The sequence below is a fragment of the Ruegeria sp. C5 genome (genome assembly GCF_056537605.1).
Genome location: NZ_JBQFRX010000006.1, coordinates 61,314 through 82,026 on the forward strand (window position 1 = coordinate 61,314; position 20,713 = coordinate 82,026).

A 20,713-nucleotide genomic window follows, 5' to 3' on the forward strand; every position below is an offset into this window, starting at 1 on the left:
GGGTCAGGGAGGACAACAATCATGCCAAAGAAGGTGCTGAAAAACATCTCGGAAATCCGCCGGTATTTCCATACCAACAAGGACCCGATCTATTTCGTATCGGCAACCAATTTCAACCTGTTGGGGCTGGATGAATGGGTGATGAACTTCACCTATATCTGCTACATGGATTGCTTTGACGGGCGACATCCGAACGTGTTTGTGCCTTCGGAAATGCCGCATGATGAGTTTCAGTCCATCGAAGACATCAACAATTATCTGCTGCAGCACAAAGAGGTCATCGACCTGGTCAAGCGGCGTGGTGGAAAGCCCAAGTTTGTCTTCCTGATGTTCGACGAGACGACCGAGAAGCTGGTCAAGGAGCTGGGCGGTCAGCTGTGGTTCCCCAAAGCCAAGCTGCGCACCAAATGTGACAACAAGATCGAAACTGTCCGTATCGGCAATAAGGCGGGTGTGCCTTCGGTGCCCAACACGCTGAGCGTTGTCAAAAGCTATGATCACCTGAAAAAGATCTGCGAAAAGGCCGGATTGGGGAATGATCTGGTGCTACAATCCGCCTTCGGCGACAGTGGCCATACGACGTTTTTCATCAAGTCCGAGGCCGATTTCAACAAGCACAAAGACGAGATCATCGGCGAAGGCGAGATCAAGATCATGAAGCGGATCGATTGCCGCGGGGCGGCGATCGAGGCCTGTGCGACCTCAGAAGGCACGATTGTTGGCCCGCTGATGACTGAGCTTGTGGGCTTCAAGGAACTTACCCCCTATCGCGGCGGCTGGTGCGGGAATGAGATTTTCTCGACCGCTTTCCCACCTAAGGCCCGCGAACAGGCCCGGCAGCTGACGTTCCAGTTCGGTGAAGAACTGCGGAAATCCGGCTATCGCGGCTATTTCGAACTCGACTTCCTGATCGATAAGAAAACCGACGAACTGTGGTTGGGCGAATTGAACCCCCGTATCACTGGCGCCAGCTCGATGACCAACCACGCGGCCTTTGCGCACGCTGATGCGCCACTGTTTCTGTTCCATCTACTTGAGTTTTCAAAGAAGCCCTTCGAGCTGGATGTCGAGGAACTGAATGCCCGCTGGGCGGATCCGGACATGATCGACAGCTGGTCGCAAATGGTAATCAAACACACCGATGACAGTGTCGACCGGATCACGCAGGCCCCACAGTCGGGCATCTACAAGATGCTGGAAGATGGCCGCGTCGTGTTCGACCGCTTCGACTATCACCGCCGCGCGGTGGGCGAGAACGAAGCGTTCTTCCTGCGTATCTCGAATGTCGGTGATTACCGCTATGAGGGCGCTGATCTGGGTATCCTCGTGACTCGCGGGCGGTCGATGACCAAGGGCTTCAAACTGACAGACAAATCGAAGAAGTGGATTCATGGGATCACTTCGGCTTATACGGCTGAACCGCTGCCCGCCGCACAACCGATGGAAGACCCCGCCTTCAAAATCATGTAGAAAGCCCCATGGCGCTTGTTTTTCGCTCAATTGACGAAGCGCAGCCCGGTCCCAAGCTGGCCGGGCTGTTTGCCGAATACTGGCCCGCCTACCGCAAATGGTGGGCGCAAGAGGGGTATTCGGCCCGCCCCACCTATCGCGAATGCCTCCGCGCCTTGCAAAAGCACATGCCCGAGATCCTGCCGCTTTATGAAGAGATCGTCGAATTGGTCGGCGGCAGCGACAGCCAGGCGCGGTTTCTCAGCTTTTACTGCCCGCCGAAATATCTTTCGGGCTGCAGCCAGGCGATTTGGCGTGGCAAGACACCGTTTCTGGTGCGCAATTACGACTACCATCCAAAAACCTTTGACGCCGCTCTGCTGAAAACCCGCTGGGACGGGCGCGGGATCATCGGGATGAGCGACGGCGTTCTGGGTCTGCTTGATGGCATCAACGATGCCGGTCTGACGGTCTCGCTCACCTTTGGCGGGCGGCGCGAGGTCGGCGACGGCTTTGGCGTGCCGCTGATCCTGCGCTATGTCCTTCAAACCTGCGAGACAACGGCCGAGGCGGTCGACTGCCTGTGCCGCATCCCCTGCCACATGAGCTATAACGTCACCGTTCTGGATGCCAAGTATAACCACAGCACGGTTTATCTAGCCCCAGACCGGCACCCGCAAATCTCGGACCAGCCGGTCGCGACCAACCATCAGGGCCATGTCGAATGGTCCACGCATGCGCGCTTTACGGCCACTGTGGAACGCGAAAGATTCTTGCTCAACCGTCTCAATCAGCACCCGGAAAGCGAGAAGCGGTTTATCGATGCGTTCCTGCGTCCGCCGCTTTATTCAACGGCTTTCAGATCAGGTTTCGGCACGCTCTATACTGCGGTCTATCGGCCTGCGAAGAAGCAGTTGCAACTGCTTTGGCCCGGTGCCAGCTGGGACTTGTCCTTCGATGGCTTCAAAGAGGGTGAGCTGAGCCTGATGTTGCCCGACGAGGCCGAGCCTACAGTCTGACAAGCGCGGTCGCCCTTCTAAACTTCTTGCTCTTGGACGGGCGACGCAATAATGGGAGCGCGACGCGCGGCAGTGTCAAACAAGGCCCGGCGGGATCAACACCACATATTTCTATGACGCGATAGGACCACGGAAAGCATGACCGGTACCTCCCCAAATTGGCTAAGATTGCTTCCTTACTTCGTCACCGCATTGGTGATGGTCATGGTCTGGTCCTGGTATCTGACTGATCTGGGTGTTGGGAACATCTATCACTACGATGAATTCTACACTTATGACCGCAGTACAGGCTTTGCGCGCAATGGGGACTGGCTGGCGGTTTATTCCAACAACGAACCCAGCCTGAAAAAACCGCCCATGCAGTATTGGATGTCTGCGCTGCTGATGGAGTTTGGCGTATCTGATATTCTGGCCTTGCGCCTGCCGTCGATGATCTTTGCGCTGGGCGCGCTGATGGCAACGGCCGTACTGGCGCGGGTGATGATCCCGGACAGCCCCTGGGCCATGCTGCCTTCGGTCCTGCTGGTGGCCACGTCGCTTCAGTTCTGGCAACACGCCACATCCGCGATGCTTGATACCGGTGCGGTTTTCTTTTCGACCCTTGGAATTGCAGCCCTGTTGGCAGCGTTGGAAAAGCCGAAATACTGGCCTTATTTCGGCGCAACTCTGGTGTTGGCCGCCTTGCAGAAAAGCCCAACCCCGCTGGCCTTTCTAGCGCTGGCACTACTGACGCTGAAGTTGACCAACAGATGGCAGACGGAACCGTTCAGCGAGATCTGGCAGAACAGAACGTTTCGCCGGACGCTCAAGATTGCGATCCCGCTGGCCTTCGCCTGGCCGATCCTGCAAGAGCTTCGGTTCCTCTTTGGCGACTCGCTGGATGGCAACATCAAAGGCGAGATGCTGGATCGTTTTCGCCCATCGCTCAGCGATCGCGGCTTCGGGAAGCTCTATGATCTGATCATCGCGGGCGAGCCGTGGTTGCGGCTGCTGGGTTTTGTCGGCATCTGCGCTCTGCCATTTCTGCAAAAGCGGCCCAGACTTCTTGCTGCAACAGGGATAGCAGCGTTCTTCGTTATCATGATGTGGGCCGCAGCCGGCAAGGTTTATGCACGCTACACCCTGCTGATCCTGCCGATGCTGATGGTCGCGGCAACCGGTTTGTTGTTTTCGGTCAAGCGCCTGCGCTGGGCCGGGATGGTGGCCGCGCTGGGTCTGGTCTTTGTTGCAGGCGGCCTGTTCTATGACCGCGATGCCACCGATCTGGGCAAGGGCCGCGTGCGCTTGGGCGTGCCCGAGGCCGAGATTCTGACCCCTTTGGGTGCAATGCTGCAGCCGGATGAAACCCTGCTGCTCTGCGCCTATGACCGCAAGTTGCGCGTACCGCCCGGGGCTGCATCGGTCTTTGCTTCCAACGGTAGGCGCTTTGTCTATCTCAGACGGCTGGAGCTGCACAAATACCTCGACAGGTTCGGCTATACCACCGGCCCTCTGCGAGGGCTCTGTTCGGAGGGTGAGTTGTCTGAGCTGGCACCTGACCTGATCGGGCTTGAGACGCAGACAACTGCGGTTGAGGGTTTGGTCTATTGGTCAGCAACCGGCGTCACGCCCGCCCCTGAATAGGAGACACGGTGCAATCCGCCCCATCGCTGAACAATGCCCCAACAAGTTGCGCAGATGTTGGCCTGCGATGCGGTGGCCACTTGAATTTTCGCCGTTGATCCCGCAAAAGCCCTGAGACTGAAACAAGTAAAGCTACCCACCATGCATGCTGATCATGATGCCAACGCTGACAATCGACCCACCGTGTCGATCGTGATTCCCATGCATAACGAACAGGGGGCTGTTCCTGGTCTTATCCAGGGCATCTGCACTGCTGCGGCCGAATTGCCCGCGTTCGAGATTGTCGCGGTTGATGACGGATCGACCGATGGCACTTTTGCGGCGCTGCAACAGATGCAGAAAGACTGTCCGCAACTGCGCATCCTGCAGCACAAAACGGCCGGTGGCCAAAGTGCTGCCGTGCATTCCGGCGTCAAGGAGGCACGCGCGGATATCTGCTGTACGCTGGATGGCGACGGACAGAACCCGCCGGAAGAGCTGCCAAAGATTTGGGCGCCGCTGGTGTCGGGTGGTGATGCCTCGATTGGCCTGGTGGCGGGGCAACGGGTTGGCCGACAAGACACTGCGTCAAAGAAGCTTGCCTCGCGCTTTGCCAATGCACTGCGGGGCTGGATGCTGAAAGACGGCACCCGCGACACCGGCTGCGGTTTCAAGGCGTTCCGACGGCAGGCTTTCCTCGATCTGCCCTTTTTCAATCATATGCACCGTTATCTGCCCGCCCTGTTTAAGGCCTATGGCTGGAATATCGCGCTGGTGGATGTGGCGCATCAGCAGCGTTTGTCGGGCGAATCCAAATACACCAATTTCGGGCGGGCCATGGTCGGCATCTGGGATCTGTTCGGCGTCGTCTGGCTGACCCGCCGCGCCAAATCCGTTTCCGCAACCGAGGCGTCCCGGTCATGAAAGAAACCATTCTGGAAATCCTGCACGTCGACAGCCCGACCGAGGCGCTCTGGGTCTTTATCGGTCTGGCCGGTCAGCTGATGTTCAGCGCCCGGTTTATCGTGCAATGGATCACGTCAGAGCGCGCCAAGAAATCCGTCATCCCGATGGCGTTCTGGTACCTTTCGATCGGCGGCGGGCTTATCCTGCTGAGCTATGCGATCTATCGCCGTGACCCGGTCTTTATTCTGGGTCAGTCGATGGGCCTGTCCATCTACCTGCGCAACATCTTCCTCATTCGCGCTGAAAACCGCTGATTGATCGTAACGCTTCTTTACGACCTGCCACCCATTACAAGTTTGTCGGTTGCACCCGTTCAGCGGGTAGCGGCCTACGGCTGCGTTGTGTGAACAACCTCTTATTGTTTCTGAAATTTTCGTGCTAGTATCCCGCGAATAGATTTTCAGAATTGTACTCGGAGGATATTTTCTCTTGCCCGATAGCTCACCCCGGTTGTTCAGATTGCGCCCTTTGGAAAAGGCGGATCTGGGAACAGTTGCGCGCTGGTTTCAGGATATCCATGACCTGGCCCTGTTCGACCGTACGTCGCGCATACCGCAGAACCTGGTACAGACCGAGCAATATTGGGAAGACGCGATAAACGCCTCAAAGGACTGCTGCAAATGCTGGTTCGCTATCGAATCTGACAGTGGTGATCTGGTGGGGATGACCGGGCTTGAAGCAATTTCCAGCGTCAACAGGGATGCGGTGGTTCCGGTATTTGTCGACAAATCCATCCGTCGACATGGCGTGGCGGTGCGTTCGGTTGCGCTGATGCTGGATTTCGCATTCCGGCAATTGGGGCTGAACCGTATCACCTCGTATTACCGGGCCGACAATCACAGCAGCCGCGATCTGATCCAGCGAATCGGCTGCGAGATCGAGGGCACGATGCGTCAGGCCTGGTTCGCGGATGGGCAGTTCCATGACATGGTTGTCGTGGGGATGTTGCAGCAGGACTGGCTCGCGCGTCGAGAGGTGCTCGCGCAGGAGTTAGGCGCCCAAACAGTGGTCAGTTTTGATGCCTCTGGGTGGTCTTGGCCCCCCGATTCCGGTGCAGATACCTAAAATGTTACGTATTCTGAGTCATTTTTTGCTAAAACAGTCCTGTCGGATTCGACATGACAACACAATTGAGTATTGCCAGTGAACACGACCGGTTCGGACGCATCAATAAAACAGAAACTAGGCGCGGTGCTTTTTGCCGACGTTGTCGGCTATTCCCGCCTGATGAGCGAGAACGAGATGGATACGTATAACGCGTTGAAGTCTTTGCTTTCGCAGCTTGAATCGGCTTGCTCAAAGTATCAGGGCAAAATCATCGAAGTGCGCGGTGACGGCATCCTTGCTTTATTCGACACGGCGACCAGTGCAGTAGAGTTCAGCATCGAACTGCATCGGATCGCTGCGGAACATAATCAGGCGCGGGATGACGAGCACAACATCAAATTTCGCGCTGGCGTTCACATGGGCGAAGTTCTGATGGACGAACGCGGCATCCACGGTGACAACGTCAATATCGCTGCCCGCCTGCAGGAGATTGCCGAGCCAGAACGGGTTTATGTCAGCGCAGCCGTCTATGAACAGATCCGTAACCGCCTGCGCTATGGCTATGAATTCCTCGGTCCCAAGCAGCTCAAGAACATCATGTCTCCGGTCGCGACCTACTGTGTCCGAACCGAGGTCGAGGGTGCAACAATGGCCGCAACCCTACGTCCTGAGATGCAGCTGGAAGTGCTTGAAAGGCCCGATAACCCGTCGGTTGCGGTGCTGCCCTTTACTAGCCAAGGCGGGGATGAAGATGACAGCTGGGTCGCCGAAGGGCTGACCGACGACATCATCATGAACCTGTCCAAGTTCCGAAACCTGTTCATCATTGCCCGGAATTCCTCGTTCTTCTTCAAGACCCAGTCGATGTCGCCGCAAGAGGCCGCTCGGCGTCTGAACGTGCGCTATATCGCGCGCGGCAGTGTGCGCCGCTCGTCCAGTCGTATCCGGATCACGGCCGAGCTAATCGACGCCAACACCGAACGCACCATCTGGGGTGAACGGTTCGACCGTAAGCTCGATGATATCTTCGACATCCTGGATGAGGTGACCGAGTGCATCGTTGCCGCCACTGCAGTCATGATCGAGTCGCATGAAAAGCTGCGCATGGTGCAGGCAATCCCGTCAGACCTGCGGGCTTATGGTTCGGTTCTGCAGGGGCAGCACCATATTTTCAAATACACCCGCAACGACAACCGCAAGGCGCAGCATTGCTACGAATCCGCGCTTGAGCGCGACGGCGGCTATGCTCGGGCTGCAGCAGCCCTGTCACGCACGCTCAACATCGATTGGCGCTATTCATGGACCGAAGACCCAAACAGCGCGCTGGACAAGGCGCTGTCGCTGGCTCAGCGTGCGGTGGAGCTTGACCCCACAGACGCGCGCGGGTTTGGAGAGCTGGGCTATGTGCAGCTTTATCGTAAAGAGCATGACTCGGCGATCGAATCCTACAAACGCGCCCTACAGCTTAACCCCAACGATGCGGACATGCATTCGGACTACGCCGATGCGCTGGCCCATTGGGGCGACAACGAAACCGCCATCAAACATCTGCAGCAGGCGATGCGCCTGAACCCCTATTTCCCCGATCAGTACCTGTGGCATCTGGGCGGGGCCTATTACAATCTCAAACGCTATGACGACGTGATCTCATGCGTGAACAAGATGAACAACCCGACCGAGGGGCAGCGCGTGCTGGCCGCCAGCTATGCCCATAAGGGCGAGCTGGAAATGGCCCGCCAGATCGCCGACAAACACCGCGCAGCGCATCCCAATTTCTCATTGTCGCGCTGGGCCAAGGTTCAGCCAGACCGCCTGTCCGACGACACGCAGCATTTTGTCGAGGGGCTCAAAAAGGCCGGGTTCTGAGCTGCTGCCCGATCTCGCCTATAAAAATCAACTCGCCTGTTCGCGGTCGAACTGCATGCGTAGTCGCCTGACTTCATCCATTTGTTCGTGCGACCAGAAGACGAGCGGTTTCAGCATTTCAAGCAAGCTTCTGCCCAAAGGCGTCAATTCATAGGACACTGCCACTGGCGGTCCGGGATCGACGGTGCGGGTCAAATAACCATCACGTTGCAACCCGCGCAGGTTTTCGGTCAACACACTTTGTGTGATGTCTCCGATACAGCGCTTGAGATCGCCAAAGCGTTTCGGCTCATCCTCCAGCGCAAGGATGATGATCATCCGCCATTTGCCCGTCACATTGGACAGTACGGAACGGATTGAGCAGTTGGAAGCTTCTGCCTTGTTGGCAACACCAATTGGTAGCATCTCAGTCTCTGGTATTGTTTCGAAACTTAATCGCACAATAGCGTCACCTTAGCTTCGGTACAACTCCCTGAAAATTCAGGCAGTAGCCTCAAGCATACCAGGTCATTCTAAAGTACGTAATTGAAATGTAGTATGGATTTGCTACCACGTATCCAGTAGATACGAATCACAGGAATTCAACATGTCCCCCAAAGAACTTGTAATCGCACTTTTTACGGCTGCCTTTGCTGAACATGACCCGCAAGCTGCGCTACAGCTCGTTACCCCGGACTATATTCAGCACAACCCGCAAGTCCCGACCGGAGCCGAAGGCCTGGCCGGCCTGATCCCTTTGGTCGAACAATCCGGGATGACTGCAACTACCCACCGGGTCATCACCGAAGGCGATATGGTTGTATTGCACAGCACGTTCGACAACGCGGACGCTTTTGGTGCACCGACCCTCGCCGCCTTTGACATATTCCGCGTCGAGAATGGCAAAGTTGCTGAACATTGGGACAATTTGCAGCCCGTTCCCGAAACAACAGTGTCGGGCCGTGGCATGACAGATGGGCCGACCGAGATCACCGATCTTGAGAAAACAGAAGAAAACAAGGCGCTGGTTCTGGGGTTTGTGCGTGACGTTCTGGGCGGTGCCGCGCCCGAGAAAGCTCCGATGTATTCCGAGGTCTATATGCAGCACAATCCAATGCTTGCCGATGGGATCGATGGCCTGATCGAGGGCACCAAAGCCTGGGCAGAGCAGGGGAATGTGATCACCAAATTCGAGCCGCAGATTGTGGTGGCCGAAGGCAACTTTGTCTTTGTCGCCTCAGATGCCACCGTCAGCGGGAACCCTTGGGCCTTCTTCGACCTATGGCGCGTCGAAGATGGAAAGATCGTTGAACATTGGGACGTCGTTTCGCCTACGCCAGCCGAAATGGCGCACGAAAACGGCAAGTTCTGATCTTCGAAAGGGATGGCGGGTCAGGCATAAATGGCCCGCCAACCCAAAGCAGACGTTGGAATAAAACCAAACGTCAATCGGTCAGGATCATTTCAGCCTTCCTATTCACCACGTGCCTTTGCGCCGCTGACTTTGGCACCTGACACCTTAGCACCGGACACCTTGGCCCCACTGACCTTCGCGCCCGAGACCTTGGCCCCGCTCACCTTGGCGCCCGAGACCTTGGCTCCGGACATCATCGGTGCGTCATATTCAAAATAGACGTCCAGCAGCACGTCTTCGATCTGACCGGCTGCGATATCCATGCGGATGGTGTAATCGGCCTGATCGTAGTTCCAGACGCGGATGTCATTGGCCATCTGGTAATCCGCTGCCGCGACGCCCGAAACCGAGGGGTTCATCGGCGCGCGTGCGGCCTGTTGCGTGGTGTCCGGCGCGTTAGCGTCATTGCTGGTCTGCAGCTTGAAGCCATGGGGCAGGTTGCCACCCGTCGCGCTCTCGCCTTCGCCATGCACCAGAAAGATCGTGGGTTCCGGCATCTCGTAATAGGTGCCGTCATAGGCGAAGCCGTAAATCCGGGCCAGCCGTGCATCGCCTCCGAACTGGTCCCCGATGAAATTATTGACGCCACGACCCCTCCGGCGGCCATCCTGTTCGATGAACAGCTGTTCCGAGTGCCGGTTCGCGATCTGCTGCCAGTGGGTATGCTTGAACTGACGTCCGCGGCGTATATAGACAAACGAGTCGTGCGGAACCTTCTTCCGCTTGTCGAACTTGAACTTGTCGCCGTCCTTGATGACCTTGTAGATGCCGGACTTTTCGTTTGCCGCATCCCCGACCTGGACCAGAACGCGATCGTCTTCCCGGACATGTACGCCGTCGATTTTGGTGAATTTCTTACTGAAGTCGTAGTCTTCCTCAACCTCTTCGGCCAACCGGACCGAGCGTTGTTTCAGTTTTAAATCACTTAACTCTCGCCCAAACAGTAATACCTCGGAAAAACTGAGTAAGGACTCAGACATATCACTTTCTCCCTATCGGGGGTCGACGCTGCCGATTGCCTCGCCTGTCCCGGTTTGCGCATTCAGTGCGCGTTGAATGTCACTATTATCACCCCGTGCGCGTAACCTGCCACAATAGCGGGGGAAAAACAAAGACTTTAAGGTTCATTTACCTCGGGTGACAGCGTACGAACCGACGCGGCATGGCTCGTGCCGTCGGGCTTGGTCAAACGGGGGCCGGGCGCTGTCAATCCGATGTGGCGCATGCGGAAATTGCCTTCGATAATCTGCCGGAATGCGCCGCCGGTGACCTCGTGATCGACCATGACCAAGGCGCGTTCAACGCCGAAGTAGCTCAGCATATCGGGGTCCAGTTTCTCCCACGCATCTGCAAGATAGGACCCCAGCAAATCACGCGCTTCGATCAGGGCAACCCGAAAGCCTTCGGGGTCGGCTGCGTAATGTTCGTCGAACAGGTCCTGCATGATCGCATTGTATTCGTCGGTCCCTTCCAACTCGTCCGAGAGCTCCTCCATCTCCGGGTCGATCACGTCATGTGCTACCAGTCGTTCGTGGTAGATATCGACCAGAATATCGAACATCGCCCCGGTCAGTGGTTCCGACAGGGCGTGTTCGCTGGACCAACCATGCGAGAATTCGGACAGCGTCCGGTCATTGGCGGCGATCCGGATTTGTGAGTTCTGCGACAGCTCGGCAAAGCGGCTCAGCCGGTTATAAGTATAAAGGTTGCCGCGCGTGTTTTTCAGCAATTCGTCCACGACCGAGCCGAAATGCAGCGACGCCAACAGCGCCACCATATCGGCCGCCGATTCATGGAACCCGTAATATTCGCCGGTCGCGTCCTCTTCGGATGGCATGCCGACCACGCTGTAGATGATGGCATGGCCGATCTCATGCGCGACCACATCGAAGTTCAGGCTGTAGGGGCGGTATTCGTCACCGATATCGCGAGTGCCACCGGTTTCCAGAAATCCCCAACCGATATGCGCGTTATCTAGACTTGGCAGCAACGATAGCTCAAGCCGCTCGAAATCACGCGCGAAATGCCAGGGGATCGGGCGATTAAAATAGCCCTCCCACACATCCATGGTGAAATGGGCCGCTCCGAACAGATGGGCGGCTTCAAAGGCCGGGTCCTCGGGATCGATATGGATGAAATTGCCAAACTCATCGGGCTCGGGCGGCGGCAGGATATAGCCGTCCCATGCGGGCAGATACATCTCGGGGCCGTCTTCACCCTCGATCATCGCGCCATAGGGGGTCGTTTTGTCGACCGGGTACATCGCATACATGCGGGGGCCCGATGGGCCTGGGCCTATGGTCCCTTGCGGGGCCGATATTTCGACCAGTTCGGGCTTGGAATTTGGCTCTAAAAAGGGCGATTGCGGATATAGTAAGAACCGCGTGCCGGGGGGGTCATTCTCTGAATAGTCGGGCCAGATTGCCAATTTTCCCTCCCGTTATCCGCCGGCGTGCAGACCGGCTGCCAATCCGGGCTCTTGGTCAACCGGATCGCCACCAGCTTGGCAAAACATGAACTCGGCGGCAATCAAATCAACCAAGGCATCGCGCCCCTCAAGGCCAAGCCCGATCGCGTAGGAGTCAAGATCATCCGGCACCCTCTGGTCAAGACGTGTTTCAAAATACCAGATCAAGGCGCGCGTCCGGGTTGCAGCGTTGCTTTGATCCGGCAACAGCGCCGATTTGCGCTGCGCCCGGTCACGCAACGCGCTGTAGTCGCCCGAGCGTCGAAGCTCGGCTAGCAAAGCGGCATCCATTGTCTCGGCCAGCGTCTGGATTGCGATCTCGATACGGGATTTGTCAGCCAGCATCGCCTCGTACTGCGCAAGGGTCAGGTCATTTTCTTCCAGCCATTCGAGTAAATCCACGTGGCGGGGCAGCCGGGCCTCCAGCCGATGTTCGGTCATCTGCTTGACCACGGCGTCTTTATCCGGGTCCAACCCCTGTCGGCGGGTTTCGTCTTTGGACAGCAAGCCTAACGCCGCGCGATCACGCAGATGCGCGTAGAGAACCGGATCAAGCCGCAGCTCATCCACCAACGCCCGCGCCTCGCTATCCTGTTGTGCGGCTTCCCCATCCACACGGGCGCAGAGGTCACGCCAGACCAGCGTCCGTTCGGTGCGATGTGCGTCTGACACATTCGTTCCAGCATTCAGATAGCGGGCCATCTCAGCCAGCATCGCGCGGGCGTCATCCCCTTTCGCATCCACCCGCCCGTCGGGCAACCAGCGTAGAAAGGGTTGCGGGTCAGAAGTGCCCTCAAGGATGCGATCCCAAACCCGGTCACGGTAGTGCAGGTTTTTCGCCTTTTGCTGCAACGCGTCGCCCGTCTCTGACGACAACACACCCGCTGTCTTGGCTTGCGCAATGGTGGCGCGGATCGAGACCATAGGCTCGCTCAGCGGTGGAAAGCCAAGCTCGGCAGGGCCGTGCAGCACCGCCACCTCGTCATCATCTTCGATGGCACCATTCAGGTAACCCTCAAAAATCTGGCCGATCCCGATCATCCCAAAATCCACCAGCTCTGCCGCGCGCAGCGCACCCATGCTGGCACTGCCAAAGACCGGTATACCTTGCTCCAAGGCCCACAGGATTTCCTTGTGCCAGACCGAGGGCACCCCGTCGAAATACCCGTCTATAATCCCGATCGCACGCGGCTTTTCCCGCACTGCCCGATACACATCGCCCTGCTGAACCGGGGGTAGGATAGTGGCGTTCAGATGTTCGCGCACGGCTTCGGCCCGTAGCGTCGGCCCGACAAAAACAACCACACTCATGACATCACCGCTCGCGCACGGGGGCCTGCGACAAAGTCGGGATCGTCATGGGGCGCTTCCAAGCCCGGTATCACCGCGCGCACCACTGCGATGTCAATTTCGGGTCGCGACAGATCAACAGTGACCACCTGATCTATGCCTGCCTCGGACAGGCGCGCCAGCAACAAAGACAGGTCATCCGTGAAAGATCCGGTCACGTAGGTTGGGCATTCGGTGAAATCATCGATGGGCGCCGAGCCATCGATCAGTTCGCGGATGTATCCGCTGCGCCAGTTCCGGGCAGTGTCAGAGAACTCTTCCGGGTCCAGATCATCGCGCGCCCCTGAGATATAGGTCAGCCGTGTTTGCGCCGCTTCGGTCAGCGCCCGCAGTAGGGCAATGGCGCGATCCGGGTGGCAGCCGTCGCCGATGCCGATATGGCCCGTCGTGCCTCCGCCCTCACAGATCGCGCAGCGAAAGCTGGCGATGCCGATGTCCGAGGTCGTTTCCCAGATTCCCAAATCCAGCCCCGCCGCAGTAATCTGTTCCATCGCCTCAAGGCAACGCGGGTGGTCCACTGTACGGGGATCAACACGCGGGGTTGCGCCCCGGTGGTGCCACAGCGTTGTGGCGTCACGCTCGATCAACTCGCAGATCGCGTGGCAACTGGCTTCGGTCACGTTGTTACCGGACGCCAGCCCGTTTGTCGTTCGCGGAAACGCCCGCTGCCCAGCCACGGGCGAGGTGGTATAATCGGTGTCCACCATCTCATACGGCACCCAGCAGGGTTGACCCGAGGGCAGATCGTGCCCCAGCACCCACAGTATCGCCTGATGAGGGTCGAACTGCCCGCCGGTGACGCTGGGCAGTCGGTCGGCATCTACCACATACTCCACCGCCAGATCAGCAAAGCTGGACAGCCGTAGCGGCAGTTCGATCCGCTCTGCGTGCCAGGATTCAATCGCTTCCATCACGCCCGAAGCCCGGGCTGCGCTCAGCGACAGCCCCTTGCCCAGCGACACCGCGACCGAGCGCGAGTTTGGCCGCGTCACCATCACTGTCGGCAATCCAACCCGGTCCAGTCCCGTCAGGTTGGCGATCCGGGTTATGCCCATCTGCTTGAGGAATGGTTTGACGATGGCCAGGGTCTCTTCCGGGTCGCGCAGCCGGTGGGTGTCTAGCACATAAGACTTCTGCGAATTCCCGGACATCCAAATGACCTTGCCAAATATCTGATAAACCACCGTAACCCGCCGGGCGGATCATGTTGGCGTCAGGATGCGGGATGAATGCGTAGTGGTCAACCGCGCAACGGCCCGGCAATCCACGCTTGCATGACCCGCGCGCTGCCGTTAAACGAGCTTCCGCATCGCCTCAATAGCTCAGCTGGTAGAGCAGGTCCTTCGTAAGGACAAGGTCGGGGGTTCGAGTCCCTCTTGAGGCACCATTTATCCGAAAAAAATCTAATTAAATTATATAGTTGGACCAGTAGGATTTAATTCTGCCCACCCTTTTAACCACCTAAATAGGTTTGGATGGTCTGAATTATTTCGCGCGCACTGAGCGATGTTTGTCGTTACAAGTTTTGGTTCACCTGCAGTCAAAAGAAAACCTTGTTGGCGTTGACTAAGTTTGCAAGCAAGGGTAACTGCGATTTTCGCAGGTACAGAACGTATTCGCCAAAAACCAAATCGCGTTTTTGCTGATGTAGGCGCAGGACTGGGAACGCTTCGTAAGGGAACAGATCAACTGTACCGGACAGGAACTGGTCTGCAGTTCCAGCCTCCATGTCATATTTCTCGAGAATTTCCGTTGGAAAGTGCTTTATGTTGTTGGTGACGAGATAGTGTGCTCCGCATTTGATTGCGGCGGCAAGAACATGGCGGTCGTTCGGGTCGGGTAGTTCCAGAGAATCAATCAAGTCTTCGTAGTCAAATATCCATGCATCGTCGAACTTGTCGCGCATGGTCGCTTCGGTTCTGTTAATACCTTCCTCAAGTTCTGGCCGTTTCCGCTTTAAGTTGAAAGTCCACTCCTCCATAATCTTGTCGGTCCAGCGCGCCTTGAAAAGGTCCGCGTGATAGAAACGCAAGAGAAGGTCTTTCGACGCTAGTGGGTACAATACGCTGGCGTCCAACACGGCCAGAAACCTGTTGGACGCAGGGATCACTCGGCTTCGAACTCCTTGGTAAATTCCAGCATATCGTCCAGGGCTTCACTACGCTCCGTAGAGCGTTGCTCTTTGTAGTTCATCAGTTCAATGAACGGTACACGGCGATGTGTACCAACCATCTCATGATACAACTCCTGGCGCTCGATCAGCTTTAATACATACGACCGGCTTACATTTAAGATATCTGCAGCCTGTTGGGTCGACAGCATTCGACCCTGCGGCATGTAAGTGACTGTTTCACCTCTTGAAACGATACCCAGCAATCCCCGAATCAAATCAGTTAACGCAGGCGACAGGTACACTTCTCCAATCGGCAACTGACCTTCGCCGTTCATTACGCTTTCTATCGCGGCTAATCCGTCACCCGCGTTTTGAATCTCTTCTCGCGTCGGCATCCTCTTTGTGATGTCGACGACTTCAGCAGTGTTTCCCGACATGGATACCCTCACTTTATCAGTTTTTTACCAATATGGCGTAAACTTCTTATGTCTTACTTGGTGCTAGATTACATAGCAGACAAGTATTTCCAAACGATTTATTCGGTTTAAACGATTTATTCGATTCAGTGAATCATACATTCCATATGCTAAATTGCCGTCAAATCTCACTTTTTTATTGTACTACGCATGTGGTAATGCGCGACCATTTGACTCGCCGCACGCCAGCCAGTCGATAGAAATGCCTTCTTCTTTGCACCACAGCAGAAAGATATCATTCACGAGAATATCGCCATCCTCATCGAAACTCAGACCAGGGTCCGGCAGGTCGAACCATCGGCAAAAAGCCGTCACGCGCTGCTGGCAAGTAATCAAGTCCGAAAAGTCTGCAACAAAGATATCCGGGTTTGCGTCCAATTCAGTCGATTTGGTCTCAGCGCTCATTGCATTTCTCCTGGTTTTGGCGGCTCAAAGCCGGGCTGCATGTCGAGGATGTCGGAGGCAAGCTGTCCAATCACTTCGAGAAGTTCGCCGTATCCCCTCATTGACAAGTCGATGTTCATTGCGGTGTCAGAGTCGGCAACACCCATCCTGGACAACGCCAATATCTTGAGTGCCTTGTCATAAGTGTCGGTCTTCAAAGGAACGTCGAAGATTGGGCCAGTCACACTTTCTCCGTTCGCGCGAACGCGTTGTTCAGTCATTGCTGTTTCCTCCTAGAATACTACGATCCAGATTTGCAATTCTGCATACTGTGTATTAAGGATATGTACAGGGTAACAATAAAGTCAATACCCTGTATGCAATTATGCAAACGAGGTAGTGACTTTGAGCCCAGAGCAGCTAAGAATGGCGCGAAGCGCATTGAGGCTGGGAACTCGTGAACTGGCTAAATTGGCCGGAGTTTCTTTCACCACAATCAATCGGTTTGAAACTGAAAAGGGCGGATTGCAGCATTCAAATGCAGAAGCAATTCGAAAGACCCTTGAAGCCCAAGGCATTCAGTTCCTGGATGCAGGTGATACGGCCAACGGGGTTGGAGTGGTTTTGGTCAATAAGGGTGAATGATGAATAGATCACTTGGAATTTTTTGCGGCGACATTGGCGGCAACATTTTGTTCGGAGCACACTCACGCACACGAGACAGGGAATCTGGATAACCAAAAATGGATACCTCATGAATCTGTGTTGGGCTTAATCCGCTTTACTGAGTTGACAGTAAGAGACGATGTAAGTGGAGGCTGCTGGACAAATTCCGCGTATATCACCAGCAAAGTGAAGCTACTTCTCGAGCAAAATGATGTGGCCGTCCTTGAATACGAACCGTTGTTTTTAGGACCCGTCGTCGTCAACACTGAGATTAGCGCATTTGGGTTCCGTGACGACAACGGCACCTGTGCAGTTCACGCCAAACTTCAAGTGTATTCCCACTCTTATGAAGAATTTGGTGATATTTCTCACGATGAAAGTTCCTACGTAATGCCGCGCCGGGTATCACTATTTAGCGGTGGAGCGTTGTTTGTGAATTCCAACAAGGTCAATGAGCAATTATCGGAGTTCATTGAAGGGCAAGCTGCCGAATTCCTAAGCGGGGTTCTCTCGGGACGCCGAGACTCAATCGTGCAGGAATTCTTTGTCGACTTCCCGGCTTGGCTGGATAAACCAATTTCATCGGAAGAACTAAACAATCAGGATTCAAACTAGCATACGCTAGTAAGTATACTTGATCGTTGGTATTCATAGATTTAACTGGTGATCCCTGCTCTCAGGTCTAACATTGCATGGCATCTCATTGGGCGAATAGAGACCTTCGCGCAGTAAAATTGCCTCAAATGGTTTCAATGTCGGCAGGACGGTTTCGGCAAATCGTTCTCTTCTCTGACGCAGCTCGGGAAATAGCTCGAAAACCTCGCGCAGTGTTGCGCGATCCATCGCGTCTAGAGAAGTATCGCCGGGGAAAAAGGACTCGGACCACACGCCTTCAACACAAATTAGCTCATGTTGGTCAAAGAGAACGTGGATGTAATGAACTTCTTGGTCGGGTGGGAGTTGGAAAACCATTTCGCCATCCAGTAAGCCCTTGGCAGGCGCTAGCATCAAGCTTTCGCCGAAACACAGCTGCATGTCTGGCGAGGTAACAGCAATCCGATGTTGTGGCGAAACCGTCAGATCCCGTGTCGGGCATTTGCTTGAGAAGCTACCTGCACGAAAGCGAACCGGACAGAGATGCGGACTTTGCCGTAAGTCGCCGACAGTGAGGCGTCGCTTGCCGATCCAGCGAACTGGCTTTGCTGTTCCATCGAAAACTGTCACTAGGTCGCCGGGTTGCAAGGTCTCAATTGGTTGTGAGCCCAGAGGTGTCAAAACCATCGACCCTAGTGTGAAGCATACGAAGGACGGCAAAGTGTCGTAATCTGAAGGAGGTGCAGTAACGATGCTGTTGTTTGTGTTTTCTATCGTGTCACCGACATCCACATCGCCAGAAGTAACAATGATGTACTGGGGGTTGGAAAACTGAACCAATGTGAATGTTACAGGCTGCCCACCTATGTCACCGCTATAGGTTTCAAACGTTTGAAAGTTTGTAGAGTCACCTAAGAAACTAGGTACCCCCGAAACGTCGAGCTGCTGGCTTCCATCTGCATCAGGATCTTCAAGCGCATCATCATTATCAATAATCTCTACCTGATAAGAGTTAAGCACGGTGACGTCTGTGAAGCTTAACGGATCATTGTCAATTTCAAGAATCGTAATGAAAGCCAAAGCGCTATCCCTCGATATACAACCCAATCAATAGCTCAAATATAAAAATGCAACCTTATGGAGAAAAGATAAAGCTCTGTTACGGTACCGACGTTGCTTTGGAACGTGCCGTAGGGAAAGGCCAACTAGAAACTCAGATTTGGACCTGACTTCTACTATTACCGCTAAACCTGCTATGCGGCGTAAACGGAATTTAGGTTTCTGCCCCAAGAACGTCTCTTGAGTGACAAAATTCACTGTGATTGAACCACTACAACTAAGTTGATTGAGTGCAGTGAATGAGTAACAAGGTGAGTTTCAGATGAAGTTTATCCCCGCTACCGCCCAATCAGTCGTTGTCCACGCGTACGAACTGGCCGCCAATGACCAGGAAAAGAGCATGGCAATGTGGGCGGGCTGTCAACTCACGGCGCTTTATGATAGGCGCTCAGAGCTTTTGCAGGAACATGCTGACATCTGGGCCGAGAAGCTTGAGCCGCAAGCACCTCTTTCTACGGCAAAGAGATGAAACCACGCACCTCCAAAAACACGAGTGAGGCTTCAGAATAGCGAGCACAGCGGGTGCAGGTGTTGGGATGTATGCAGGGCAATCAGCCTGTGACCAACAATTTACGGAGGCGGCATGGCCAACGGGGCCAGCGCGGCTTTGGTAGTCTAGCGCATAATGAATGGGTCGGCCAAACCATCTGTCGACTAATCTGAACAGCTCGAAACTACTGCCAAGACCATTTCCAACCAATACGGGTTGACTCATCAATACAGGTCTTCGGTTCTCTTTCTATCCTTTCGGAGTATGGCTCATTACCACAGGCAGCCGACCTACTCGCAACGAATACTGGACCCCACCTTGCCGGTATTGAACAATGGTAGTTGTATTCGACGTGTCCAAATATGTCTTTTTTGCTGTTCTCGCTTCGTGTCTCTTCCCCCCAAACTATCGACTCGCCAACGGCTCGTTCTTTACGGCGCTTGACCTCGTTACACCAAGCCAACTGATTATACCCTCCGTCACGCCAACCGCTTGAATCCCGCACAATTTCTGAATGCTGATAGCTGGCCACGCCATGACTCGGATGCGTACACAGTTTGAACTCGTGTTCTCGGTATGAAACAGTTTTCTCGTTAAACCCACATACATCGCCACTCGTAACTAACGCGTACTTTGGTTCCACCAACGAAAGGACGCCAATCGCCAATCCTGCTAAAGCAAGGAAGAAAGTCATATATGGATGTTCAACAAACCAGCGCATGGAGCACCTCAAGATAGATTTGGAAATTCATGTGATAGATTGAGCTCTGAAATTGCCACCCCTCTATAACTTTGTAATCAGTCGAAGCGGGCACGTCCCTATTTCTTGTTGAAATAGCTTAGGGCTGAATGGAGAAGTTTGCGACTACCGGGCGATGGTCGGGGCCACCAACCTTCTCTGCATCACAGAAAGCGCTGTCCGTCTCGAGTATGGTTACGTCAATCGTGTCGATGTTAGGGCCTTCTTTCAAAAAGAAGAGATCCAGCATCGAGTTGAAATCATCACTGCACTGGGTCTTTAACGGGTTCTGCGGGCGTTCCCACTTCATTACGCTTTCGAGAGTTTTAAAGGCGTCTGAGTCTTGGTTGCCGTCCGCGCTGGACGGTTCAACTGGAATATTGAAATCACCCGTCAGAATGACCTGAACATCAGACCTTTCTATCCAGGACTTGATAATTTCGGCTTGGTGGGCTCGGGTATCTTTACCTTCTCCACAGCACTTCAGGTGGACATTCCCAACATAGAACTCAACACCGGTATCTTTGTCTTGAAGACGGATGAACAAAGCACCTCGAAGGTTCCAATCAGGCTCACCCAATCGGCCCCCAATTGCTCCGGGCTTGGATCGAATGCCGTGAAGCTCGACGTTTTCGACCTGCCTGAACCGGGATGAGTTATATACGATTGCGAGTTGGTCGTCTCGACGATGCTGTTGAGAAATAGTGCCGCTCTCGCTAACTATGGCTCGATAGCTGCTTCTTCGACCAACCGCACCAGCCGCAACCGTGTACTCCTCGACTGCTGACAAGCCCGCAACTTCCTGAAGAGCCCAAATATCTACCTTCCCAATGGCGCGTATAGTGCGGCTTACAAGGAAGGGCTGGGTGTCCGATGCAGATTCTGTGTTCAGTGTGCCAACCTTGAAGTCCTGGGCAAAGACGGGAGTGGCAGAAAGAAAAGACATCAGTGCAATTAACCGCAACATTTGAAT

At 54.9% G+C, this 20,713-nt stretch carries 22 protein-coding genes and 1 tRNA gene; 12 read left to right on the plus strand and 11 right to left on the minus strand.

The features are described from left to right. The first annotated feature begins 21 nt into the window (after positions 1-21). The 7 genes from ACR0AW_RS17440 to ACR0AW_RS17470 all read left to right on the plus strand — a co-directional run bounded on the left by ACR0AW_RS17440 (position 22) and on the right by ACR0AW_RS17470 (position 7,949). The gene (locus ACR0AW_RS17440; protein ID WP_170407976.1) at positions 22-1,470 is read left to right on the plus strand and encodes a biotin carboxylase; all 1,449 of its coding nucleotides are present in this window, start codon (positions 22-24) and stop codon (positions 1,468-1,470) included. Between the two features lie 8 nt (positions 1,471-1,478). Continuing rightward, positions 1,479-2,468 carry a C45 family autoproteolytic acyltransferase/hydrolase gene (locus ACR0AW_RS17445; protein ID WP_170733790.1) on the plus strand — a complete coding sequence of 330 codons (990 nt, stop codon included), beginning with the start codon at positions 1,479-1,481 and terminating at the stop codon, positions 2,466-2,468. Positions 2,469-2,606: 138 nt separating this feature from the next. Further along, on the plus strand, positions 2,607-4,091 hold the full coding sequence (locus ACR0AW_RS17450) for a glycosyltransferase family 39 protein (protein ID WP_170733791.1): 1,485 nt from the start codon (positions 2,607-2,609) through the stop codon (positions 4,089-4,091). A gap of 141 nt (positions 4,092-4,232) precedes the next feature. Further along, positions 4,233-4,994, plus strand: coding sequence for a glycosyltransferase family 2 protein (locus tag ACR0AW_RS17455; protein ID WP_170733792.1), 762 nt, complete (start codon positions 4,233-4,235; stop codon positions 4,992-4,994). Next, positions 4,991-5,290: a lipid-A-disaccharide synthase N-terminal domain-containing protein gene (locus ACR0AW_RS17460; protein ID WP_039542759.1), complete on the plus strand. Its 300-nt coding sequence runs from the start codon at positions 4,991-4,993 to the stop codon at positions 5,288-5,290. Before ACR0AW_RS17455 ends, ACR0AW_RS17460 begins: the two co-directional genes overlap by 4 nt. 175 nt (positions 5,291-5,465) lie before the next feature. Further along, entirely contained in the window at positions 5,466-6,101 is a 636-nt protein-coding gene (locus ACR0AW_RS17465) for a GNAT family N-acetyltransferase (protein ID WP_170648222.1), read from the plus strand. 126 nt (positions 6,102-6,227) lie between these two features. Continuing rightward, positions 6,228-7,949: an adenylate/guanylate cyclase domain-containing protein gene (locus ACR0AW_RS17470; RefSeq protein ID WP_480454420.1), complete on the plus strand. Its 1,722-nt coding sequence runs from the start codon at positions 6,228-6,230 to the stop codon at positions 7,947-7,949. Positions 7,950-7,976: 27 nt separating this feature from the next. Here ACR0AW_RS17470 and ACR0AW_RS17475 read toward each other — a convergent pair whose 3' ends face one another. Further along, positions 7,977-8,354, minus strand: coding sequence for a winged helix-turn-helix transcriptional regulator (locus tag ACR0AW_RS17475; RefSeq protein WP_170397987.1), 378 nt, complete (start codon positions 8,352-8,354; stop codon positions 7,977-7,979). A gap of 181 nt (positions 8,355-8,535) precedes the next feature. Between ACR0AW_RS17475 and ACR0AW_RS17480 the strand changes: the two genes are divergently transcribed. Then, the gene (locus ACR0AW_RS17480; RefSeq protein ID WP_170733793.1) at positions 8,536-9,300 is read left to right on the plus strand and encodes a nuclear transport factor 2 family protein; all 765 of its coding nucleotides are present in this window, start codon (positions 8,536-8,538) and stop codon (positions 9,298-9,300) included. A gap of 101 nt (positions 9,301-9,401) precedes the next feature. On the opposite strand, the gene ACR0AW_RS17485 is transcribed toward ACR0AW_RS17480, so the two are convergent. The 4 genes from ACR0AW_RS17485 to ACR0AW_RS17500 all read right to left on the minus strand — a co-directional run bounded on the left by ACR0AW_RS17485 (position 9,402) and on the right by ACR0AW_RS17500 (position 14,310). Continuing rightward, positions 9,402-10,322 (minus strand): pentapeptide repeat-containing protein, encoded by a 921-nt coding sequence (locus ACR0AW_RS17485; RefSeq protein WP_170397991.1) that lies wholly within the window; start codon positions 10,320-10,322, stop codon positions 9,402-9,404. A 137-nt stretch (positions 10,323-10,459) separates the two neighbouring features. Continuing rightward, positions 10,460-11,770: a gluzincin family metallopeptidase gene (locus ACR0AW_RS17490; protein WP_170397993.1), complete on the minus strand. Its 1,311-nt coding sequence runs from the start codon at positions 11,768-11,770 to the stop codon at positions 10,460-10,462. 12 nt (positions 11,771-11,782) lie between these two features. Next, positions 11,783-13,120 (minus strand): TfuA-like protein, encoded by a 1,338-nt coding sequence (locus ACR0AW_RS17495; protein WP_170733794.1) that lies wholly within the window; start codon positions 13,118-13,120, stop codon positions 11,783-11,785. Then, a complete protein-coding gene (locus tag ACR0AW_RS17500) occupies positions 13,117-14,310 on the minus strand; it encodes a YcaO-like family protein (protein ID WP_170733795.1) in 1,194 nt (397 codons plus the stop codon). Before ACR0AW_RS17500 ends, ACR0AW_RS17495 begins: the two co-directional genes overlap by 4 nt. Before the next feature lie 160 nt (positions 14,311-14,470). On the opposite strand from ACR0AW_RS17500, the gene ACR0AW_RS17505 reads away from it, so the two are divergent. Then, positions 14,471-14,546 (plus strand) — tRNA-Thr (locus tag ACR0AW_RS17505). Between the two features lie 153 nt (positions 14,547-14,699). Here ACR0AW_RS17505 and ACR0AW_RS17510 read toward each other — a convergent pair. From ACR0AW_RS17510 to ACR0AW_RS17525, 4 genes are all read right to left on the minus strand, one after another. After that, entirely contained in the window at positions 14,700-15,239 is a 540-nt protein-coding gene (locus ACR0AW_RS17510) for a PIN domain-containing protein (protein WP_170733796.1), read from the minus strand. Between the two features lie 26 nt (positions 15,240-15,265). Then, the gene (locus ACR0AW_RS17515) at positions 15,266-15,709 is read right to left on the minus strand and encodes an excisionase family DNA-binding protein (protein WP_170407994.1); all 444 of its coding nucleotides are present in this window, start codon (positions 15,707-15,709) and stop codon (positions 15,266-15,268) included. Positions 15,710-15,892: 183 nt separating this feature from the next. Further along, on the minus strand, positions 15,893-16,153 hold the full coding sequence (locus ACR0AW_RS17520; protein ID WP_170733797.1) for a hypothetical protein: 261 nt from the start codon (positions 16,151-16,153) through the stop codon (positions 15,893-15,895). Beyond that, complete coding sequence (locus ACR0AW_RS17525; RefSeq protein ID WP_170733798.1) at positions 16,150-16,413, minus strand: hypothetical protein; 264 nt, start codon at positions 16,411-16,413, stop codon at positions 16,150-16,152. The genes ACR0AW_RS17520 and ACR0AW_RS17525 overlap by 4 nt, the downstream gene beginning before the upstream one ends. Before the next feature lie 145 nt (positions 16,414-16,558). Between ACR0AW_RS17525 and ACR0AW_RS17530 the strand changes: the two genes are divergently transcribed. Next, the gene (locus ACR0AW_RS17530; protein ID WP_170733799.1) at positions 16,559-16,777 is read left to right on the plus strand and encodes a helix-turn-helix domain-containing protein; all 219 of its coding nucleotides are present in this window, start codon (positions 16,559-16,561) and stop codon (positions 16,775-16,777) included. 12 nt (positions 16,778-16,789) lie between these two features. Beyond that, on the plus strand, positions 16,790-17,413 hold the full coding sequence (locus ACR0AW_RS17535; protein WP_170733800.1) for a hypothetical protein: 624 nt from the start codon (positions 16,790-16,792) through the stop codon (positions 17,411-17,413). A 33-nt stretch (positions 17,414-17,446) separates the two neighbouring features. On the opposite strand, the gene ACR0AW_RS17540 is transcribed toward ACR0AW_RS17535, so the two are convergent. After that, entirely contained in the window at positions 17,447-18,472 is a 1,026-nt protein-coding gene (locus tag ACR0AW_RS17540) for a Hint domain-containing protein (protein ID WP_170733801.1), read from the minus strand. A 301-nt stretch (positions 18,473-18,773) separates the two neighbouring features. Here ACR0AW_RS17540 and ACR0AW_RS17545 point away from each other — a divergent pair, with 301 nt between their 5' ends. Next, positions 18,774-18,980, plus strand: a complete 207-nt coding sequence (locus ACR0AW_RS17545; RefSeq protein WP_170733802.1) for a hypothetical protein — start codon at positions 18,774-18,776, stop codon at positions 18,978-18,980. Between the two features lie 860 nt (positions 18,981-19,840). Here the strand turns inward: ACR0AW_RS17545 and ACR0AW_RS17550 are convergent. Beyond that, a complete protein-coding gene (locus tag ACR0AW_RS17550; RefSeq protein ID WP_170733803.1) occupies positions 19,841-20,707 on the minus strand; it encodes an exonuclease/endonuclease/phosphatase family protein in 867 nt (288 codons plus the stop codon). Between the last annotated feature and the right edge of the window lie 6 nt (positions 20,708-20,713).

Coding starts and splice junctions, on each gene's coding strand:
- ACR0AW_RS17440 (WP_170407976.1), top strand. CDS start 22: ATGCCAAAGAAGGTGCTGAAAAACATCTCGGAAATCCGCCGGTATTTC.
- ACR0AW_RS17445 (WP_170733790.1), top strand. CDS start 1,479: ATGGCGCTTGTTTTTCGCTCAATTGACGAAGCGCAGCCCGGTCCCAAG.
- ACR0AW_RS17450 (WP_170733791.1), top strand. CDS start 2,607: ATGACCGGTACCTCCCCAAATTGGCTAAGATTGCTTCCTTACTTCGTC.
- ACR0AW_RS17455 (WP_170733792.1), top strand. CDS start 4,233: ATGCATGCTGATCATGATGCCAACGCTGACAATCGACCCACCGTGTCG.
- ACR0AW_RS17460 (WP_039542759.1), top strand. CDS start 4,991: ATGAAAGAAACCATTCTGGAAATCCTGCACGTCGACAGCCCGACCGAG.
- ACR0AW_RS17475 (WP_170397987.1), bottom strand. CDS start 8,354: ATGCTACCAATTGGTGTTGCCAACAAGGCAGAAGCTTCCAACTGCTCA.
- ACR0AW_RS17480 (WP_170733793.1), top strand. CDS start 8,536: ATGTCCCCCAAAGAACTTGTAATCGCACTTTTTACGGCTGCCTTTGCT.
- ACR0AW_RS17485 (WP_170397991.1), bottom strand. CDS start 10,322: ATGTCTGAGTCCTTACTCAGTTTTTCCGAGGTATTACTGTTTGGGCGA.
- ACR0AW_RS17495 (WP_170733794.1), bottom strand. CDS start 13,120: ATGAGTGTGGTTGTTTTTGTCGGGCCGACGCTACGGGCCGAAGCCGTG.
- ACR0AW_RS17500 (WP_170733795.1), bottom strand. CDS start 14,310: ATGTCCGGGAATTCGCAGAAGTCTTATGTGCTAGACACCCACCGGCTG.
- ACR0AW_RS17515 (WP_170407994.1), bottom strand. CDS start 15,709: ATGTCGGGAAACACTGCTGAAGTCGTCGACATCACAAAGAGGATGCCG.
- ACR0AW_RS17520 (WP_170733797.1), bottom strand. CDS start 16,153: ATGAGCGCTGAGACCAAATCGACTGAATTGGACGCAAACCCGGATATC.
- ACR0AW_RS17525 (WP_170733798.1), bottom strand. CDS start 16,413: ATGACTGAACAACGCGTTCGCGCGAACGGAGAAAGTGTGACTGGCCCA.
- ACR0AW_RS17530 (WP_170733799.1), top strand. CDS start 16,559: ATGGCGCGAAGCGCATTGAGGCTGGGAACTCGTGAACTGGCTAAATTG.
- ACR0AW_RS17545 (WP_170733802.1), top strand. CDS start 18,774: ATGAAGTTTATCCCCGCTACCGCCCAATCAGTCGTTGTCCACGCGTAC.
- ACR0AW_RS17550 (WP_170733803.1), bottom strand. CDS start 20,707: ATGTTGCGGTTAATTGCACTGATGTCTTTTCTTTCTGCCACTCCCGTC.